General features: G+C 47.1%; 18 protein-coding genes. 10 read left to right on the forward strand and 8 right to left on the reverse strand.

The window, feature by feature from the left end; all coding sequences use genetic code 11:
• Window positions 1–141: 141 nt before the first annotated feature.
• Window positions 142–396 carry a hypothetical protein gene (locus OWN49_RS16360; protein ID WP_015416933.1) on the forward strand — a complete coding sequence of 85 codons (255 nt, stop codon included), beginning with the start codon at window positions 142–144 and terminating at the stop codon, window positions 394–396.
• Between the two features lie 57 nt (window positions 397–453).
• Here the strand turns inward: OWN49_RS16360 and OWN49_RS16365 are convergent, their stop codons facing one another.
• Together OWN49_RS16365 and OWN49_RS16370 are read right to left on the reverse strand one after the other, a co-directional pair.
• Window positions 454–1,647: a macrolide family glycosyltransferase gene (locus OWN49_RS16365; protein ID WP_077721875.1), complete on the reverse strand. Its 1,194-nt coding sequence runs from the start codon at window positions 1,645–1,647 to the stop codon at window positions 454–456.
• Between the two features lie 139 nt (window positions 1,648–1,786).
• Window positions 1,787–2,473 (reverse strand): GntR family transcriptional regulator, encoded by a 687-nt coding sequence (locus OWN49_RS16370; RefSeq protein WP_060386780.1) that lies wholly within the window; start codon window positions 2,471–2,473, stop codon window positions 1,787–1,789.
• A 182-nt stretch (window positions 2,474–2,655) separates the two neighbouring features.
• Here OWN49_RS16370 and OWN49_RS16375 point away from each other — a divergent pair, with 182 nt between their 5' ends.
• Window positions 2,656–3,711, forward strand: coding sequence for a tartrate dehydrogenase (locus OWN49_RS16375; RefSeq protein ID WP_077721874.1), 1,056 nt, complete (start codon window positions 2,656–2,658; stop codon window positions 3,709–3,711).
• Between the two features lie 21 nt (window positions 3,712–3,732).
• On the forward strand, window positions 3,733–4,638 hold the full coding sequence (locus tag OWN49_RS16380) for an alpha/beta fold hydrolase (protein ID WP_077721873.1): 906 nt from the start codon (window positions 3,733–3,735) through the stop codon (window positions 4,636–4,638).
• A gap of 131 nt (window positions 4,639–4,769) precedes the next feature.
• On the opposite strand, the gene OWN49_RS16385 is transcribed toward OWN49_RS16380, so the two are convergent.
• The 3 genes from OWN49_RS16385 to OWN49_RS16395 form a co-directional block, all read right to left on the reverse strand.
• On the reverse strand, window positions 4,770–5,387 hold the full coding sequence (locus OWN49_RS16385) for an NUDIX hydrolase (RefSeq protein WP_176283143.1): 618 nt from the start codon (window positions 5,385–5,387) through the stop codon (window positions 4,770–4,772).
• A 165-nt stretch (window positions 5,388–5,552) separates the two neighbouring features.
• Window positions 5,553–6,425, reverse strand: a complete 873-nt coding sequence (locus OWN49_RS16390) for a DMT family transporter (RefSeq protein WP_077721872.1) — start codon at window positions 6,423–6,425, stop codon at window positions 5,553–5,555.
• 214 nt (window positions 6,426–6,639) lie between these two features.
• On the reverse strand, window positions 6,640–7,461 hold the full coding sequence (locus OWN49_RS16395; protein WP_077721871.1) for a MerR family transcriptional regulator: 822 nt from the start codon (window positions 7,459–7,461) through the stop codon (window positions 6,640–6,642).
• 132 nt (window positions 7,462–7,593) lie between these two features.
• Between OWN49_RS16395 and OWN49_RS16400 the strand changes: the two genes are divergently transcribed.
• Window positions 7,594–8,052 carry a GNAT family N-acetyltransferase gene (locus OWN49_RS16400; RefSeq protein ID WP_003156050.1) on the forward strand — a complete coding sequence of 153 codons (459 nt, stop codon included), beginning with the start codon at window positions 7,594–7,596 and terminating at the stop codon, window positions 8,050–8,052.
• A 158-nt stretch (window positions 8,053–8,210) separates the two neighbouring features.
• Window positions 8,211–8,954, forward strand: a complete 744-nt coding sequence (locus OWN49_RS16405; protein WP_044803008.1) for a sulfite exporter TauE/SafE family protein — start codon at window positions 8,211–8,213, stop codon at window positions 8,952–8,954.
• Between the two features lie 41 nt (window positions 8,955–8,995).
• Here OWN49_RS16405 and OWN49_RS16410 read toward each other — a convergent pair whose 3' ends face one another.
• On the reverse strand, window positions 8,996–9,835 hold the full coding sequence (locus tag OWN49_RS16410; protein WP_014417044.1) for a helix-turn-helix transcriptional regulator: 840 nt from the start codon (window positions 9,833–9,835) through the stop codon (window positions 8,996–8,998).
• A gap of 108 nt (window positions 9,836–9,943) precedes the next feature.
• On the opposite strand from OWN49_RS16410, the gene fabF reads away from it, so the two are divergent.
• Entirely contained in the window at window positions 9,944–11,179 is a 1,236-nt protein-coding gene (gene fabF, locus OWN49_RS16415) for a beta-ketoacyl-ACP synthase II (protein ID WP_043866871.1), read from the forward strand.
• Between the two features lie 28 nt (window positions 11,180–11,207).
• Here the strand turns inward: fabF and OWN49_RS16420 are convergent, their stop codons facing one another.
• Window positions 11,208–12,419, reverse strand: coding sequence for a Bcr/CflA family efflux MFS transporter (locus OWN49_RS16420; RefSeq protein WP_025853711.1), 1,212 nt, complete (start codon window positions 12,417–12,419; stop codon window positions 11,208–11,210).
• 146 nt (window positions 12,420–12,565) lie between these two features.
• The gene (locus OWN49_RS16425) at window positions 12,566–13,699 is read right to left on the reverse strand and encodes a glycerol dehydrogenase (RefSeq protein WP_014304447.1); all 1,134 of its coding nucleotides are present in this window, start codon (window positions 13,697–13,699) and stop codon (window positions 12,566–12,568) included.
• Between the two features lie 282 nt (window positions 13,700–13,981).
• On the opposite strand from OWN49_RS16425, the gene OWN49_RS16430 reads away from it, so the two are divergent.
• The 4 genes from OWN49_RS16430 (at window position 13,982) to OWN49_RS16445 (ending at window position 18,251) form a co-directional block, all read left to right on the forward strand.
• On the forward strand, window positions 13,982–14,839 hold the full coding sequence (locus OWN49_RS16430; protein ID WP_003156057.1) for a YitT family protein: 858 nt from the start codon (window positions 13,982–13,984) through the stop codon (window positions 14,837–14,839).
• 118 nt (window positions 14,840–14,957) lie between these two features.
• Window positions 14,958–15,485 carry a GNAT family N-acetyltransferase gene (locus OWN49_RS16435; RefSeq protein WP_176283136.1) on the forward strand — a complete coding sequence of 176 codons (528 nt, stop codon included), beginning with the start codon at window positions 14,958–14,960 and terminating at the stop codon, window positions 15,483–15,485.
• 278 nt (window positions 15,486–15,763) lie between these two features.
• Complete coding sequence (gene abc-f, locus OWN49_RS16440; protein ID WP_077721868.1) at window positions 15,764–17,392, forward strand: ribosomal protection-like ABC-F family protein; 1,629 nt, start codon at window positions 15,764–15,766, stop codon at window positions 17,390–17,392.
• A gap of 136 nt (window positions 17,393–17,528) precedes the next feature.
• On the forward strand, window positions 17,529–18,251 hold the full coding sequence (locus OWN49_RS16445; protein ID WP_077721867.1) for a gamma-glutamyl-gamma-aminobutyrate hydrolase family protein: 723 nt from the start codon (window positions 17,529–17,531) through the stop codon (window positions 18,249–18,251).
• Window positions 18,252–18,271: the final 20 nt, after the last annotated feature.

Below are 18,271 nucleotides of genomic sequence, written 5' to 3' on the forward strand. Positions count from 1 at the left end.
AATTGGCTCATCGGCCTGACCGGCGGGCTTTCGGCTGTGCTCCGTTTCATTTGGACTACCTGAAATAATGACTTCTTTACTCTATGAAAAACAGCTCATATATGATCTAATACCAGTAAAATGAACGTTAGGAGGCGGCCTATGTCAGCAGCAGGAAATCGGCAAAAATTTTGGGTCATGGCGATGCTTATAGCGGTCTTTGCCGTGTTTGTTTTCTCTTTTTCTGAGAATCATTCACAAAAGAACTGGCACACGGCGGTTGACCAGGCGTCAGTGAATGTCTTCGGCCAGCAGATCTTTGAAAAAGACCGTCTGGCAAAAACACTCGACGCACGTGAGGCAGAATCTCTTCTGACTCTTGTGAAACTTGCAAATGAAGAACATCACATCATCTAAAAGCCATTATAAAAAGCCTGTTTCCCTTTGGCAGAGGAAACAGGCTTTTTCCATGTATTATTGAGCATGTTTTTGTTCAATAAACCGGTCGATCCGGGCCAGAACATCCTTCATGTCCATACATTCTTTAAAGCTTTCATTAATGGCTTGAATGCCTTGTTTGTATTTTCCGTTATGCAGCACTTCTTCCGCGGCAAGCTTTACCTTTTCAGCGCTCACTTCATCTTTTTGCACTGTATAGCCTGCATCCAATTCAGTCAGGCGGCGCGCAACCATCGGCTGGTCTTTATCATGCGGAATAACGACCAGCGGCACTTGATAATGAATGCCTTCATTTACACTGTTCATTCCGCCATGCGTGACAAACACGTCGGCCTGCTCCAGCACTTCAAGCTGCGGCACGTACGGGGCGATGATAAAGTTTTCGGGCGCCTGTTTGATTTTCGACATATCGGCTTTTTCCCCGGCGGCAATGACTACTTTTCCTTCAAAATCTGAGAACGCGTCTATGCACAGATTGAAAAACGCTTCCGTGTCCCCGAGCACCGTTCCCATTGAGATATAAATGACTTTTTCATTCTTTAATGAGTCAATCGGGAAGTCGACGCGCCCTTTTCTCTTCGGAAAACTCGGACCGATAAATAAATACTCATCTCCGAATGTCTCACTTTCGGGCTGAAAATATCTGCTTGTATAGACGACGTTCAATTCACCTGTGTTGTTCATAAATTGAACCATGCTGTCAGGGGCGACACCGTATTTGTCTTTCATCTCGGCCAACAGCTCTTCACATTCCCTGTCCGGCTGAAACGGCACGCCCGATTCCGGATGGAGCGGCAGTATTTTCAGACGGTCTTCATTGAACAGGAAGGATGCTGAAGAAGAGATGCCGGGAATGTTGAGATAATCCCGCACCAGCTCTCCCGCACCGAATTTATCATAATAGACGGCGTCGAATTGAATGTCCTCTGCCAGCCGCTGCACAATATGTAAAATCTCCAGTGACGTTTTGATATGAACCTTTAAAAATGCAAGTATGCCGGACGGACTGCCGGGATCAATGGGTGTCATTCTGAGCAGATCGCTGTGAAGATGAACTTTCGCTCCTACTCCTTCCAGTCTGCTTTTGTATTTTTCCGTTGAGATATAATGAACGTGATCGCCCCGTTCGCTGAAGGCCTTTGTCATACCCAAAGTCGGGTTTACGTGTCCTTCTGCGGGAAAATTGATCATCAGAATATGTTTCGCCATTTTTCAAACTCCTTTGCCTTTTTTGCGTCTCTTCCATATCCATCATAAATGACGCGGAAAAAATCATGCAAGGAACATCCGTCAGGTCTTTATGACGGTTCGATGACATCGGCAAAAAAGACAAGGCTTTTCACCTTGTCTATCGTGATGATTCGTCTGTTTCTCCCGCTTTGAGCACGCCTTTCAGATGTTCTTCATCATGCTTGAGATGCTCCGTCATATATTGCACGGCTTTTGTTTTATCGCCCTTTTTTATTTCTTCAAAGACTTTCCGATGCTCATGCAGGATAACCTCCGCACGGTCATCTCCTTTAAAATTAAGAACTCTGCAAAAATGAATCAGCACATTGACATGCTCAAGCAGCATGGCCAGCCGGCTGTTGCGGCTGAAATCCACAAGAAGCCGATGAAACGACTCGTTTAAGGAAATAATCTCAGTCTCTTTGACGCCTTTATTGATGGCTTCTTCCGTCTCCCGCAGCTGTTTTTCAATGAGGTCAATTTCACTCTCAGCCGCTTCATCAATAACCAGTTCGACCGCCAGTGATTCAAGTGACATTCTGATTTGATAAATCTCTTCAACATCCTTAACGGACAAAGAATAAATGACAAAGCCGTTTCGATCGTCTGCTGTCAGAAGCCCGTCCTTTTCAAGGAGCCGCATGGCTTCTCTGACCGGCGACCGGCTGACTCCGAAATCCTTAGCCAGCTGAGTCTCATTCAGCCGTTCACCCGGTTTAAAAATCCCGTCAAATATCATTTTTTTCAATTGGGAATAAAATTGCAGATAATACGGGATTGGCTTATCTAATTTAAAATTATCCATCTTTCCTACCTCTTCATACAATTTAGGCCTTATTGTTACCAAGATCATATAACAGTTTATCTATGGAAGCAACATTCCCGAGCTTGTCAGCATATCGGATGTGGCGTAATATGGAATTATAGCGAACGACGGTCGACGGTCTGCCGTAAACCGAAAACAATTCATTCAGAGGTGACGGAAACATGAAAACATACAAGATTGCCAGCATACCGGGGGACGGTGTGGGGAAAGAAGTCGTTCCGCAAGCGGAGCGGGTGTTGAACGCGATCGCCGAATTACATGGAGGCATTGCCTTTGATTTCACTTCTTTTCCGTGGAGCTGCGAGTATTATTTGGAGCACGGGACTATGATGCCGGATGATGGACTAGAAACGTTACAGCACTTTGATGCTTTGTTTTTGGGAGCGGTGGGGAATCAAAAACTCGTCCCCGATCATGTTTCGCTGTGGGGGCTGCTCATCAAGATACGCCGGGAATTTGAACAGGTGATTAATGTGCGGCCGGCGAAGCTCCTGCCGGGAATCACTTCCCCCCTCGTTAACCCGAAGGATTTTGATCTGATAGTCGTCCGCGAAAACAGTGAGGGCGAGTACAGCTCTGTCGGCGGCAGAATCTATCAGGGTGAGGACGAAATCGCCATACAAAACGCGGTCTTTTCCCGACGGGGTACAGAAAGAGTGATGCGGTATGCTTTCGAACTGGCGGCAAGTCGGCGGAAACACGTCACAAGCGCGACGAAATCAAACGGTATTGTTCACTCGATGCCGTTCTGGGATGACATCTTTAAAGAGGTCAGCCGGGAGTACGCCGGGATTGAGACGGATTCCCAGCACATCGATGCACTGGCGGCCTTCTTTGTCACGCAGCCGGAACGCTTTGATGTCATTGTCGCTTCGAATCTGTTCGGAGATGTGCTGACAGATATCGGCGCGGCGATTATGGGAAGCGTCGGAATCGCTCCCGCAGCCAACATCAATGTAAACGGCAAATATCCTTCTATGTTTGAGCCTGTTCACGGCTCCGCCCCGGATATTGTCGGAAAAGGAATTGCCAATCCTATAGGCCAAATATGGACGGCGAAATTAATGCTCGATTCATTCGGAGAAGAGGAACTGGGCCATCTCCTCTTACAATCTATTGAAACGGTCACAAACAGCGGCATTCTGACTCCTGATGCCGGCGGAAAACATTCAACGGAAGATGTCACTTCCGCTATTATTTCTCAAATAAACAAATAACATTTTATGAGGAGAGAGAAAATGGATTCTTTTCGTGAACAATTTGAAAAGCATGTGACCCATGATTCAATTAAGGTAAATGGCATCCGCCTTCATTACGTCTTTACGGGAAAGGAGGATGCTCCCCCCGTCATTCTCCTGCACGGCTTTCCGCAAAGCTGGGTGACGTGGCGTTATGTGATTCCGACGCTTGCCGCTTCTCATAGAGTCATCGCAGTTGATCTGAGGGGCTACGGCGATTCTGAAAAGCCGAGCGGCATAAACGGCTATGATAACAAAACGATGGCAGGCGATATACAAGGTCTGATGCGCCGCCTGCATATACAAAAAGCGTTAATTGCCGGGCATGACAGAGGCGCAAGAGTAGCAAGGCGGCTCGCTTTAGATGCGCCGGAGCTGGCGGCAGGCCTTGTGCTCATTGACATTATGCCGACTGAATACGTCTATGATTCTTTGACGGCAGCTGAAGCGGCAAAAAAATACTGGCACTGGACATTTCAGGTCGTTCCCCATCTGCCGGAAGAATTAATAAAAGGAAAAGAAGAGGAATATCTTAGATTTTTATTAAGCAGAGGTGACGGGCTTTTTGACCTGCTGGCATCAGACGGCGCCTGGGACCGGTACTTAGCCGCCTGGAAGCAGCCCGGCGCTGTTCAAGCTGCGCTTAATGACTACAGAGCCGCTTATCAAATTGATTTGCCGAGATATCGTTCAGAAAAGGAATCACAGAAAAAACTGGATGTTCCCACGCTTTTGCTGTGGGGAGAAAAAGGGAACTTAGCCGGCCTTCCCGTGCTTGACACATGGAGAGAATCAATTCGTGAAGTCAGCGGATATGAGGTAAAAGGCTGCGGCCATTATGTCCCCGAGGAAAAACCGACAGAAGCTGCCCGCAGGATTATCGACTTTTCAAAAACGGTTTTTTAAGGGGTGCACCACACCGAAACAGACAGACTCTTAAAACCCGGCCTGATGATTTACCCTTCTCTATCACAGGCCGGATCATTCATAAGTGAAATGGTGCTGAACCAGTTCCTCTCTTTTTCCTGCTTGCTGCCTTAATCAAAATAAACGGGTTCATCCGGATGTTTGAGATATGCAAACATCTTTTCAATCTGACTTACCGTATTGCGGGCGGCAGATAGCGGCGGCAGCTCCGTTTCCGCAAAAAAGCCGGCCGCGCTTGTTTCCGTTCCCTCTCTGAGCCGGCCGCCGATGATCTCGCATTTGATAAACACTTTGTAAACGTGGGCGGCGGACGGCGGATGGGAATGGCATTTCTTATCCATTACAGCTAACAGTTTAACGGGCTTTACGTCGATTCCCGACTCCTCTTTTACTTCTTTGACAGCGGTCTCGCCCGGTGAAATCCCGATATCAGCCCACCCGCCCGGCAGCGCCCATCTGCCGTCGCTTTTCTCTCTTACCATTAATATGCTCTGATCTTTAAAAACTGCCGCTCTGATATCAACTTTCGGAGTGGGATAGCCCGTGTCACCGGCGAATACGTCTTTGATGATCCTTTTGTCGATCCCGGTATGTTGCGCCATGATATCCACGCTTATTTTTCTTATTTCTTCAAATCTCTCAATATCATATATGTCTTTGGAATAAGCCAGCCCCGCTTGCGCCGCGGATTGAAGCTGTTTTGCCCATTCAAGCCATTTTGGCTCCATTTTTTCACCGCCCGTTATGTTAATTGACGAAACCCCGAATTGCACCTTGAGAGTACCGGTGCCCATGATCCGTTTCTGCTCCTTGTTTTCTGTTTATGGCGGAGCGAATCCTGCCGGGAAATCAGAAAAAAGCCATTCATTTGCTGAATGGCTTTTTTTCATTTTCTATTTTTCTTTCATGACGAGAACGACGCCTGAAACAATAAGGGCCGCCCCGATCCAGAAGGTTCCTCCGATCGACTCTCCCAACAGCAGCCAGCCGAGCAATGTCCCGGAAAGCGGCTGAAAGAAGAAAAACAGACCGCCGCTTGCCGCATTCAGCAATTGCAATCCGCGATTCCAAAGCATGAACGCGCAGGCGGTTGAGATCACACCCAGATATAAAAGTCCGCCCCATATCTCAGGCCGGGCAAGCTGAGACAAAGGAATCTCCCGAAGCGGGCCCGCTGTAAACGGGGTCAGGATGACAAATGCGACGCAAATAGAATACGTTGTGACGACAAGCGGTGAGTAATGGCCGGGAACCCGTTTCATCAGCACGGACATCAAAGCCCATGTCAGCGCCGCAGCCAGAAGCGAGAGACCGCCGAGCTGGCTCGACATATCGAGATCTCCGTTCCCCACAATGAGCAATACTCCGATCGTCGCCAGCCCTGTCGATATTCCTTTTTTCAGCGTTAACCGTTCTTTCAGCATCAGCCGGGCAAATACAACCATAAATGCGGGAGTGGATGCCGTAATAATCGCACCCATCTGCGCGGTTGATAATTTCGTGCCGATTTCCTGCGTGACGATCGAAACCGTGTTGCCGATCAATCCGATCGCAGCGATCAGTAATAAATCACGTTTATGAACTTTCCAGGATTGGCGTGTAAATAAACTGAGAATCAAAAGCGAAAGAAGCGCCACCGCATATCTCAGCCATACCAGTTCAAGCGGCGGAATGACCGCTACCACTACTTTTACGACGACATACATACCGCCCCAGATACTGGCGGCCAATGCCAAATAAATCGAACCGAACAATGTATTTTTCAATTTGATGCACCCTCCGTTATCATATTAGGTCACGTCATATGCCCTAACGGAGAGAAGCGCAGTCACTTTCCTCCATTAAGGGCGGAGAAGTGCTGCCGGTACATCATGTTCAAATAAGGGCGCTAGAAACATATCGTTTTTCACCTCAATTGCAATCTGATTTTCTCATTATACAAGGTTTGTCAGAAGACGTAAACGAACGGCGGCATCGGCTTTATCGATTGCGGACTTGCAGCTGGATTCTTGTGATCTGATTGTCAAACCCGTCCGCCACAACCTCATCAAGCATATATTCTTCATATGCATAATCGCCCATTTCCAGCCCATACTCTTCAATAAACTGCATGATGCTGCGGTACGCCGATTCCGCTTCATCCCCTATTTGGTACCCGACGGCATAAAGCCCTTTCGGCTTGATATGGAGGTCTCTATTCTCTATGCCTCCTTCTGTCTTCATATAAAAATGGGTGTAGTTGTAGAATTCTTTTTTCAGAATCTGCTCCCGCGCAAACAGTCCGCCGACCGGATGTCCCTGATCGAGTTCATGTACCCGCATATAGCGGATCAATTCGGAAATGGCGGCAGTGTATTGCCGTTCTGGCAAATGGAGTACGGGTCGTCCTATCATAAGTGTCTCTTCATCTAATCGTTGCAATGAGACGGAGGAGAAGTCTGTCTCCAAAGCTTGTTCGGTCAGCTTCACCTTTGTCTGAATCATTCTTTGCAGGTGCTCCAGCTTTTTGATTTTGCTTTCGATTTCTGAAGATTTCTCTTTTAAAAGCGTGATGATACCTTCGGGGGTTTTGTCTGTTAAGAGCGGTTTGATCTGCTTCAAGGACACCCCGACCTCCTTAAACAGACCGATGACCTGGAACAGTTCGAATTTATGATAGGAATAGTATCTGTATCCGTTCGCTTTTTTGATTTCCGGAGAAAGCAGGCCGATCTCGTCATAATGGAACAGGGTTTGTTTTTTTACGTGGCACAGTTTTGCAAATTCACCCGTTGTGAAGTATTTTCTGACGTCTTCGCTCATAATGCCTCCTTGACTATACGGTAACCATATCCTTTATGATGATCATTGTATCCGAGAGAAGGCTGATTCACAAATGGCTTACGAAATGAAAGCTTTACCGTCTCAGAAAAAAGCGGAAGAGGAGTATCAAGTATGACGATTGAAATCAGAGCAGTCACGGAAGAGAACCGTGCCGATATACTGGCGCTTCATGTAAGGGAAAGCCAGACTTCATTTATTGAAACCGCGGAAGAGTGCTTACAAGATGCTGAGGATTGCCGGCATTATCAGCCGGCCGGTCTTTATGTTAACGGGGAATTGGTCGGCTTTGCCATGTACGGATGGTTTCCGGAATATGATGAGGAAAATGAAAACGGCAGAGTGTGGCTTGACCGTTTTTTTATTGATGAACGTTATCAGGGACGTGGATTGGGCAGGCTGTTGCTTGATGCCCTTATCCGCCATCTCGTTCGAATATATGAGTGCAGACGGATTTATTTAAGTCTGTTTGAAGATAACGTGCACGCATTGCGGCTTTATCAAAAATTCGGCTTCTTATTCAATGGAGAGCTGGACTCAAACGGGGAAAAAGTGATGGTGAAAGAGCTGTAAACCCTCTGTATAAAAGCGATTCGGCTTCTTGCCAATCCCTCAAATTTGAGGTAACATAAAGATAATGGACGACGGTCGACGGACGACGATCGATTGTTAAAAACCTGATAAAGCGGATCTGAACATGGTGATCAGGCATCTAAATGGAGGAGAAGATTGTGCTTATTATACTCGTTATGTTTCTTCTCGGGATTATTCTCGGGTTTATCGGCGCGGGGGGAGCCGGTTTTGTCATTGCACTTTTAACTATACTGTTTCACGTACCGATTCATACGGCTTTGGGCACCTCCCTCGCCGGAATGGCTTTCACAAGTTTATCGGGGGCTTTCAGCCACTACCGTGAAGGCAATATTCAGATGAAAATCGGCCTCATCGTCGGCGTTTTTGCGGCATTCGGTTCGTTTTTCGGGGCAAGGCTTACTTCCCTTATCCCCGCAGATTTGCTGCATTACTTGACGGCCGGCATGCTGTTTTTATCTGCTCTGCTTATTTTAGTCCGGTTATTTATTGTAAAAGAAACACAAGAAGATTCCGGACGGCAAAGCAACCTGAACATATGGGTGAAAGCCGTTGTACTCGGTATCATCGCAGGAATCTTGTCCGGAACGTTCGGTATCGGCTCTGCTCCTTTTATCCAAATCGGCTTAATGATTCTTTTGCGCTTATCCATCCGCCAGTCGGTCGGCACCACCATGCTTGTCATTATCCCGCTTGCGGTCGGCGGAGGACTCGGTTATGTGACGGAAGGATTTGTCGATTATATGCTGTTGGTCAAAGTGCTGATCGGAACGATGTGCGGCGCATATGTCGGAGCAAAATTCACCAACCTCGTGCCGAAAGTCATTCTGAAATCAGCCATCTTTTTAACACCGGCCATCGCCGGTTTGATGCTTTTATTTTAAACTGAAACGGGAGGCGGCCGCCTCCCCTTTTTTTCTGTTCTTCACCTGTTTTCGAAGAGCTTTTTCAGCTTTGCTTCCGTTTCGGTATGATCTACCGGCGTATACACACTGCAGCGCAGATCACTGTTGCCCTGAACCTGAAATGAAGTCAGGTTAAAGACCATTTTTCCCGCCTTCGCGTGGCGGAACTCAATTAATACTTCGGGTGCCGAGCTGACTTCGCTCTCATTCCACAGCGTATGAAATTCCGAATACGTTTTCTCCATTTCTTCTATAAACTGAGAATACCACGTATCAGCTACATACTGGCCGTAATACGTTCTGAAAATGGCGATGAATCCTTTCACAAAGTGCTCCCAGTTCACGGCTAAACTTCTTAATTCTTTTCTGGAAAACAATAGCTCTATGAGATTCCGTTTTTCAGGAGGAATTTGTTCAAAATCTAAAAACACGTGAGCCGCGGCCTGATTCCATCCTACGATATGACACCGCCTGTCCGAGATAATGGTGGGGCAATAACGGAGCTCCTGCAGGATTTTTGAAAGCGACGGGCTGATAACCGCTTCTTCCTCCGCGGTAAACGGCTGCTTCACGCCCTCCTCAATGGCAAGCGCGTATAAATAATTTCTCTCATCTTTATTGAGCTGCAGCGCATCGGAAACCGCGTCCAACACGGCTGCGGACACTTTAATGTCTCTGCCCTGCTCCAGCCACGTATACCACGTGGTGCTTACGCCGGCTAATTGCGCGACCTCTTCTCTTCGGAGTCCGGGCGTTCTTCTCCGTGTGCCCATCGGCAGCCCGGCCATCTGCGGAGAAATTTTGGCCCGCTGCGTTTTTAAAAACTCTGAGAGCGCCTGCAATCTTCCTTCTGGTATCATACCGAATCTCTCCTCTCTTACCCTGGTATTTATTATACTAGGATAACCAACAACTTGTAATAGGATAATTGCGAGTTACAATAAATACATACCGAAGGAGGAATGACCATGAAAAGAGTTGTGATCACCGGAATGGGAGTGATTTCACCTCTCGGCAATGATGTGCATACATTTTGGAAACACCTGACGGAAGGAACATCGGGAATCTCTCTCATCGATTCGTTTGATGTCTCCGGCTCCAAGACAAAAATAGCCGGCACCGTCCGTGATTTTGACGCAGAAGAAAGATGGGGCAGAAAAGAAGCGAGACGGCTTGACCGTTTCAGCCAGTTTGCTTTAGCGGCAGCGGAACAGGCGCTTGAAAGCTCCGGGATTCAGCTCGATCAGATTGACCGTGAACGCCTCGGCGTGTACGTCGGCTCGGGAATCGGCGGCATCACGACTTTGATTGATAACGTTCATACTTTAAATGAACGGGGAGCGCGAAAAGTGAGCCCGAGCCTTGTCCCCATGATGATCTCAAACGCGGCCGCCGCTCAAATCAGCATCAGATTAGGCGCGCTCGGCCCCTCACTTTCGCCCGTCACCGCGTGTTCCATCGGCAATACGTCGATCGGGGAAGCATTCAACGCCATTCGGAATGATGACGCAGATATCATGTTTGCCGGGGGAGCGGAAGCGGCGATTACGAATTTGTCATTAGCCAGCTTCGGCAATGCCCACGCGCTGTCAGCGAGAAACGAAGACCCCGCCGCGGCAAGCCGGCCGTTTGACGCGGATCGCGATGGGTTTGTCATGAGTGAAGGCGCAGGCATCTTAGTATTGGAATCATTGGATAGCGCAATCGGCAGAAATGCCCCGATCCTTTGTGAAGTGCTCGGCTACGGCGCAAGCTCTGACGCGTATCATATGGTGGCCTCCCATCCGGAAGGGACGGGTGCATACCTGGCGATGAAAAATGCTTTGAAAAAGGCAAACGTTTCAGCGGAAGACATTGATGTCGTAAGCGCCCACGCGACAAGCACAAAAGCCGGAGATCTTTCTGAAACATTGGCCATCAAGACATTATTCGGAGAGCTTGCGTATGACATTCCGGTTACGGCCAACAAATCAATGCTCGGCCACATGCTTGGCGCGGCAGGCGGCGTTGAAGCCATCGCTCTGACAGAAAGCCTGAGACACGGCATCATCCCGCCGACGATCAATCTGCAGCACCCTGATTCGGCATGTGATTTGGACTATGTGTCAGACGGGCCCCGCCATCAATCGTTAACGATCGGCCTTTCCAACTCATTCGGCTTTGGCGGACATAATTCGGCGATCGTGCTGAAGAAATATGAATAGCGGGCATCAAAAAAAGGAGTGAATCATTTCACTCCTTTTTTGCTTTCTCCGGTTTTGTTGTTAAGGCGAAAAAAGCGATGGAACCGATAACGGATGTCGTGAACATAATTGCCCCCATCGGCACGGCCGTCGCTTCATTCATCCCCACAAGCGGCGACACGATGGAACCGAGAAGAAGCGGAAGCATGCCGAGCAGTGCGCTTGCGCTTCCCGCGCGGTGTCCCTGCTTTTCCATCGCCAATGTAAAGGTGCTTGTCAGCGTCATGCCGATCGTAATCATATAAATAAAAATAGAAATCACCAGTGCCGCCAGCGGCCCGTGAATGATCGTCATGACGAGCAGAACGGCAGTCGCCGTCATCGCTGTAATCACGCCGATTCTCAGCAGGCTTTTTTCGTGAATGATCCCGCCGAAACGGCCGATGATAAAGCTTCCGGTAATGATCGCCAGACCGTTTATGCCGAATAAAACACTGAATACCTGAGGCGATACTCCGTAAATATCCTGATACACAAAAGGCGTTCCGGAGACATACGCAAAGCTCCCGCCGTGAATAAAACCGACCGTCAGCGCATAGCCGATAAATGACCGATCCTTCAGCAGGCTTCCCATTGTCCGCACGGAATTTCCGATGGAGCTCGGAATCCGCTTTTCCGGCGGCAGGGTTTCTGTCAACTTGAGCGCAATGATGAGAACAAGCAAAAACCCGATAAAGGTTAAAAACAGAAAAATCGTATGCCATGATGCAAACGGAAGCAATAAAATCGCGCCTCCCGTCATCGGCGCCACCATCGGCGCGACGGCGGTAATAACCATCAGCAGCGAGAAAAATTTAGAAAGCTCTCTCCCCGTAAACACATCTCTGACGATTGCACGGGATAAAACGAGTCCCGCCGAAGCGGTGAATCCTTGAAGAAAACGGGCAATCACCAGTGTTGAAATGTTCGGTGCAAGCGCGCAAAACAGAGAAAACAAAGCAAATAAAAAAATACATAGCAATAACGGTTTTCTTCTTCCCTTCGCGTCACTTAACGGGCCGACAACAACCTGTCCGATTGTCAGTCCGATCAGACAAGCGGTTAAACTGAGCTGGACAAGCGAAGCGCGGGCGCTTAAATCTTCGGCGATTTCAGGGAAGCTCGGCAGATACATATCTATATTGAGCGGCCCCAGTATCGCAAGCATTCCGAGTAGAAAAGCCAGCGCAAGCCGCTCCTTACCGGTCGGATTATGCAGCATATCGTTCCCACCTTTCCTTTGTCAATCTCTCAAAACATTTGTATATTGTATCATAATTTTTTCTTTATTTTTAAAAGTTTTCAAAGGGCATAAAAAAAACCAAGGGCTGTAACAGCCCTTGGTTCCGGGTCACGCGGTAAAAGGTTTTACGCGTGTTTTTCTTTAAATGCTTTTGCGTATTGATCAGCCGCTATAATGGCATCCGCCACGTCGTCAGCCGTCACGTCAAAAGCGGCATGAATCGTTTCTTCTTCAATCGTCGCGGCTTCTGCCACTTTCATAATGTCCTCTTTAGATGCGTCTTTCAATTTGATGTCTTCAAGTGTGACAGGCAGCCCCAAGCTGATATAAAACGCGATATACCGCTCAATTTCCTCAAGCGAACGTTTTTCCAGCGCCAATTGAACGAGCGTGCCGAATGCCACTTTTTCACCGTGGGTCAAGTGATGGATTTCACCTTCAAGCGCGGTAAATCCGTTATGAATGGCATGCGCCGCAGCTAAGCCGCCGCTTTCAAATCCCAGTCCGCTCAGAAGTGTATTGGCTTCAACCACCGCTTCCAATGCAGGCGTAACGGCTTTCGCTTTCACAGACTCATAAGCGAGACGGCCGTATTTGAATAATACCGCTTCACATTTTTCCGCGATAGCCTCTCCGGCGATTGTCGGAATTCCGCCTGCCATCGTTTTACCGCCATTGGCGATGACACTGCGCGCCTCTATCCACGTCGCCATCGCATCGGCAATCCCTGATGCTAAAAAGCGCGGCGGAGCTTCCGCGACGATTTTCGTATCGACCAGAACCAAGTCAGGATTCTTATGATAAAAACGATAGTTTTCGAACGCGCCTTGTTCAGAATACACGACAGACAGCCCGCTTGTCGGAGCATCCGTTGAAGCGGCCGTCGGCACGATAACGGTGTAGCCGTTTATTTCATCTGATACGGCTTTGGCCGTATCAAGCGTTTTACCGCCGCCGACTCCGATGACAATAGTCGCCCCTGCTTTTTCTGCGATGCCGGCAATTCTTTTCATTTCTTCCTGGGAGGCTTCGCCGTTGAAAACCGCCTCTTCAGAAGAGATATTGCTTTTCTTTAATTCAGCCGTCACTTTATGGCCCGCGATATCCCATACGGTTTTGTCCGCGATGACGACGGCTTTTTCACCAACACCCTCCAGATGTCCGCCGATTGTTTCAATGGCGTTTTTTCCCTGCACGTATTTGGCCGGACTGATAAAAATTCGTTCCAATGTCATCATCCCTTCTTCGTTGTCTCTCATTACATTTCTCTTATTGATAGAGCAGAAATGAAAACTCTTCTGATATCATTCCTCGTTTTGGTTTGATTCAAACCTCATATACACTGCTGAAAAATCAATTTTCACGGCATTGACAAGATGTGAAGGTGTCTATATAATCTTCGATATTGAAGCTGATCATTCTTTACTGAATGAACAAACGAGATTGTGAATGATTCGTCTTAAAAATTATTTAGTTCTGCTGGATAATTTTTGAGGCGTTTTTGTTTTTTATATATTTTTGACTGCGGAGGAGGTTTGCATATGAAGAACATTTGCAAGGATATACTGATGATTATGGCCGGAGCCTTTCTTATCGCGGCGTCCGTGGAATTTTTCGTCATCCCGAATCATTTAGGGGACGGCAGCACCGTGGGAATCGCTCTCGTTTTATATTATCTTTTCCATATACCTGCAAGTATTACGACTCTGGTTGTAAATTTGATTTTTATCGGGTTGGCTTATAAATTTTTAACGAAAAAAACGATTTTATACACGATACTCGGTACGGGAATGACTTCTGTTTTTCTCAGCATCGTCAGCTTTATTCCATTCGGCGTGCACGACATGGTGCTCGGGATCGTATTCGGCGCTCTGCTGATGGGAGCGGGGCTGGCATTGATCTTTATCGCTGACGGATCTACCGGCGGGACCACGCTTTTGGCGTATTTATTGAATTACACAAAGGGCTTTAACATCTCCAAAAGCATGTTTTATATGGATTGTGTCATCATTTTCGCATCCGTTTTAGCGATCGGAATCAATCATATGCTGTATACGTTTATATTCGTTTATCTGTGCGCCAAAATCGTCGATATTGTCATTGAGGGTTTCCATAATAAAAAAGCCCTCACCATTATGTCTGACCAATACGAAGAAATCGCCAAAGCCATCACCTCCGAGTACGGCAACGCGGCGACGATTTTTTACGGATACGGGTATTACGGCAGCAAAGACAAGCGCATTATCTATGTTGTCATTAAAAAGAACGAATTGCTGAAAATCAAAAAACATGTTCAAAAAATTGATCCGAAATCATTTATCGTTATTCATGAAGTAAAAGAAGCTGTCGGAGGGCAATTCGGGTTTACAAACCTGCCTGCCGCCGCAAATGAAAAATAACCGCCTGCAGTGTATAGCTGCAGGCTTTTTTTATTCGGCTCTTCCCCGCTCAAAGGTTTTTTACATCTTTCAATCGAAGTAGTAAATGAAACCTTTTTTGATGGAGGAACATAAAAAAATGAATATCAAAACTGAAAGGCTCGTCATTCGGACATTTGAACCGGAAGATTGGCAGGATGTCTATGCGTACACCTCAAATCCGAGTGTCATGAAATATATACCAGAGGGTGTCTTTACCGAAGAAGATGCCAGGAAATTCGTTACTGAAAACAGCGGTGAACATGCCGGGAAGTTTCCCGTTTTATTGAAGGATGAGAAAACGGTCATTGGCCACATTGCTTTTTTTCAGTATTTTGGCGATCATACGTATGTAATCGGCTGGGTGTTTCACCCGGAATACCAGGGCAAAGGATATGCTTCAGAGGCGGCGCGCGCCGTGCTGGCTTTCGGGTTTAAAAAGATGAAATTACACCGGATCATTGCGACATGTCAGCCGGAAAACATGGCTTCGCACCGGGTAATGGAAAAGATCGGGATGAGGCGGGAAGGCTTTTTTAAAAAATGCATCCCCCATGATAATGAATGGTGGGATGAATATTATTATGCCGTTTTAGAAGAAGAGTGGGAAGCCCCCAATCTGGAATAAAAAGGCTTATACCCTTTGCTTTTACAGATAAGTGTATGCTACACTGTTCGTAACAAATACGAAGGGATGATGGGTGGACAATGATTAACTAATCTTATTTTGACCGTTTGAAATCAAATATTTCAAATCAGAAAAAATAGGATTAGTCTGCCCATTTTCTATACGATACGAGAAAGCTATGTAAAAATAGCTTATTTGATCATGCACAGGTACGGCTAATCCTTCCAAATCAATTGGGAGGATTTTTTTGTCCTCCCTTTAAAGCGAGGGATTGACATATGAAAGAAATGTTAAAGTTAAGCGGCATCAGTTATGAAATCAACAGCGTTCCCCTTTTTGAACAGATCAGCGCGAGTGTCCAGCAAGGCGACATCATCGGCGTTATCGGTAAAAACGGCGCCGGCAAATCTTTATTGCTGCAATTGATCTGCAATCAAAAAGCGCCGTCACAAGGACAGATCCAGATGATGCAAGATGTGAACATATATATGGTGGAACAAGAAACGGAAGCTTATAATTCCGGCCACCCGGAGCCTGCGGAGGCAGCCCTGTTAGAAAAGTGGAACGTGCCCGCACGCGCCTTTTCGCAATTAAGCGGCGGAGAAAAATTGAAAGCCCGTCTTGCCAAAGGTTTCTCCTCCTCAAGCGGCCTTTTGTTATTAGATGAGCCGACGAACCACCTCGATCAGCACAGTTTAGAAATACTGCTGAATCAGATCAGGAATTACAAAGGCACCATTATTTTCGTTTCACATGATCGTGCTTTTATAGATGCGGCGGCGACAAAAATCTGGGCCATCGAAGGAAAGAAACTCATTGAACATAAAGGGAATTATTCAAGCTATATGGAGGTCCGCAAACAGAGAAGGCTGACACAGCAGCGGGAATATGAGAATCAGCAGCATATGATCAGACGGATTGAAGCTCAAATGAACGAGCTGAGCGCCTGGTCAAAAAAAGCCCACGCCCAATCAACGAAAATAGAAGGCTTTAAAGAATATCACCGCGTAAAAGCAAAACGCACGGACGCCCAGATTAAATCAAAGCAGAAGCGTCTTGAAAAAGAGCTTGAAAAAGCGAAAGCAGAACCGGTTGAAGCGGAGTATGAAGTCCGTTTTTCCATTGAGCACCGCAAAAAAGCGGGAAAGCGTTTTTTAGAAGTAAGTGATGTCACAAAGTCATATGAAGGCCGAACGCTTTTTAAAAACGTGAATTTCACTGTGATGCACGGTGAAAAGATCGCGATTACAGGCCCGAACGGCAGCGGGAAAACAACATTATTGAAGGTCATCCTCGGTCAGGAAAAAGCGCAGGGCGGCATATGGATTTCTCCGTCTGCAAACGTCGGCTATTTAACCCAGGAAGTATTCGACCTTCCGCTTGATAAAACCCCCGAACAGCTTTTTTACAAAGAAACGTTCGAAGCAAGGGGAAATGTTCAATCCCTCATGAAGCATTTAGGATTTACCGCAGCGCAATGGACGGAACCCATCGGCAAGATGAGCATGGGAGAGCGGGTCAAATGCAAGCTGATGGCGTTTATTCTGGAGGAGAAAGATGTGCTGATTCTGGATGAGCCGACAAACCACCTTGATCTGCCGTCACGCGAGCAGCTTGAAGACACTTTGGCCCGATACGACGGAACGCTCATCATCGTATCGCATGATCGTTACTTTGTCGAAAAGACGACGGACATCCGGCTTGATATCTCAAACGGCAGCGTCCGAAAACAATGGAAAGAATCTCCCTCCGTCAGGGATGATGCTGAAGAACTGCGATTAAAGCTTGAAACCGAACGGCAGGAAGTCCTCGGAAAACTCAGCTTCATGACTCCGGCTGATAAACAATATCGTGAGCTTGATCAAAAGTTCAAAGAGCTGACGGAAGAAATCAAGAAGTTGAAATGAATGTAAAAACCCGTGATTGTCACGGGTTTTTTTGAAAAGTTCACATATCATGAAGAATAATTTCAAACTGATTTGTACAACCTACGTTCAGATTTATACGAGAAGGTTCAGAAAGAAAGGTTCAGGTGAACGCAGGATGGCCAAACGCATCGGAATTACGGGAAACATTATGGCTGATCAATCCGGCCCTTTCCCGGGTTATAATCGGGCATATGTCAATAATGATTATATTCAGTCTGTTTCTGAGGCCGGCGGTGTGCCATTTATATTGCCGGTGATTCAAGAGATGGCGCTTTTAAAGGAACAGGTCTCTCATGTTGACGGCATCATTCTGTCCGGCGGCCAGGATATAGACCCGCTGTTTTACGGCGAAGAACCTTTACAGGCTTTAAGAAAGACCTTTCCTGATCGGGATGCCTACGAGAAGGAGCTGATTCTCACGGCGGTTGCTTTAGAAAAGCCGATTCTGGCAATCTGCCGGGGGATGCATATGTTAAACGTCACTTACGGGGGAACTTTATATCAAGACCTGACACACGCTTCGTTTGCTGACATTAAGCACGATCAAGAAAAAGATCCGCCGTTAAAAACCCATCATGTTTCTTTTGAAAAAGGGACACGTCTCCATTCCTTGTTTGGCGATTCAGCGCGGGTGAATTCATTCCATCACCAGATCATAAAAGAGACGGCGCCTTCATTTAAAGCCGCGGCTTATGCGAAAGACGGGGCCATTGAAGCGATTGAACGAACGGGTGAATTATTTGTCGTCGGCGTGCAATGGCATCCCGAAATGCTGACAAAAAAACATGAAGACATGAAAAAGCTTTTTTCTCTGTTCATGAATGCGGTCAGCACATAAAAAAAGCAGATCATAACGAT

It is taken from the genome of Bacillus sp. NEAU-242-2, from assembly GCF_027853835.1.
Lineage (GTDB): Bacteria > Bacillota > Bacilli > Bacillales > Bacillaceae > Bacillus > Bacillus velezensis.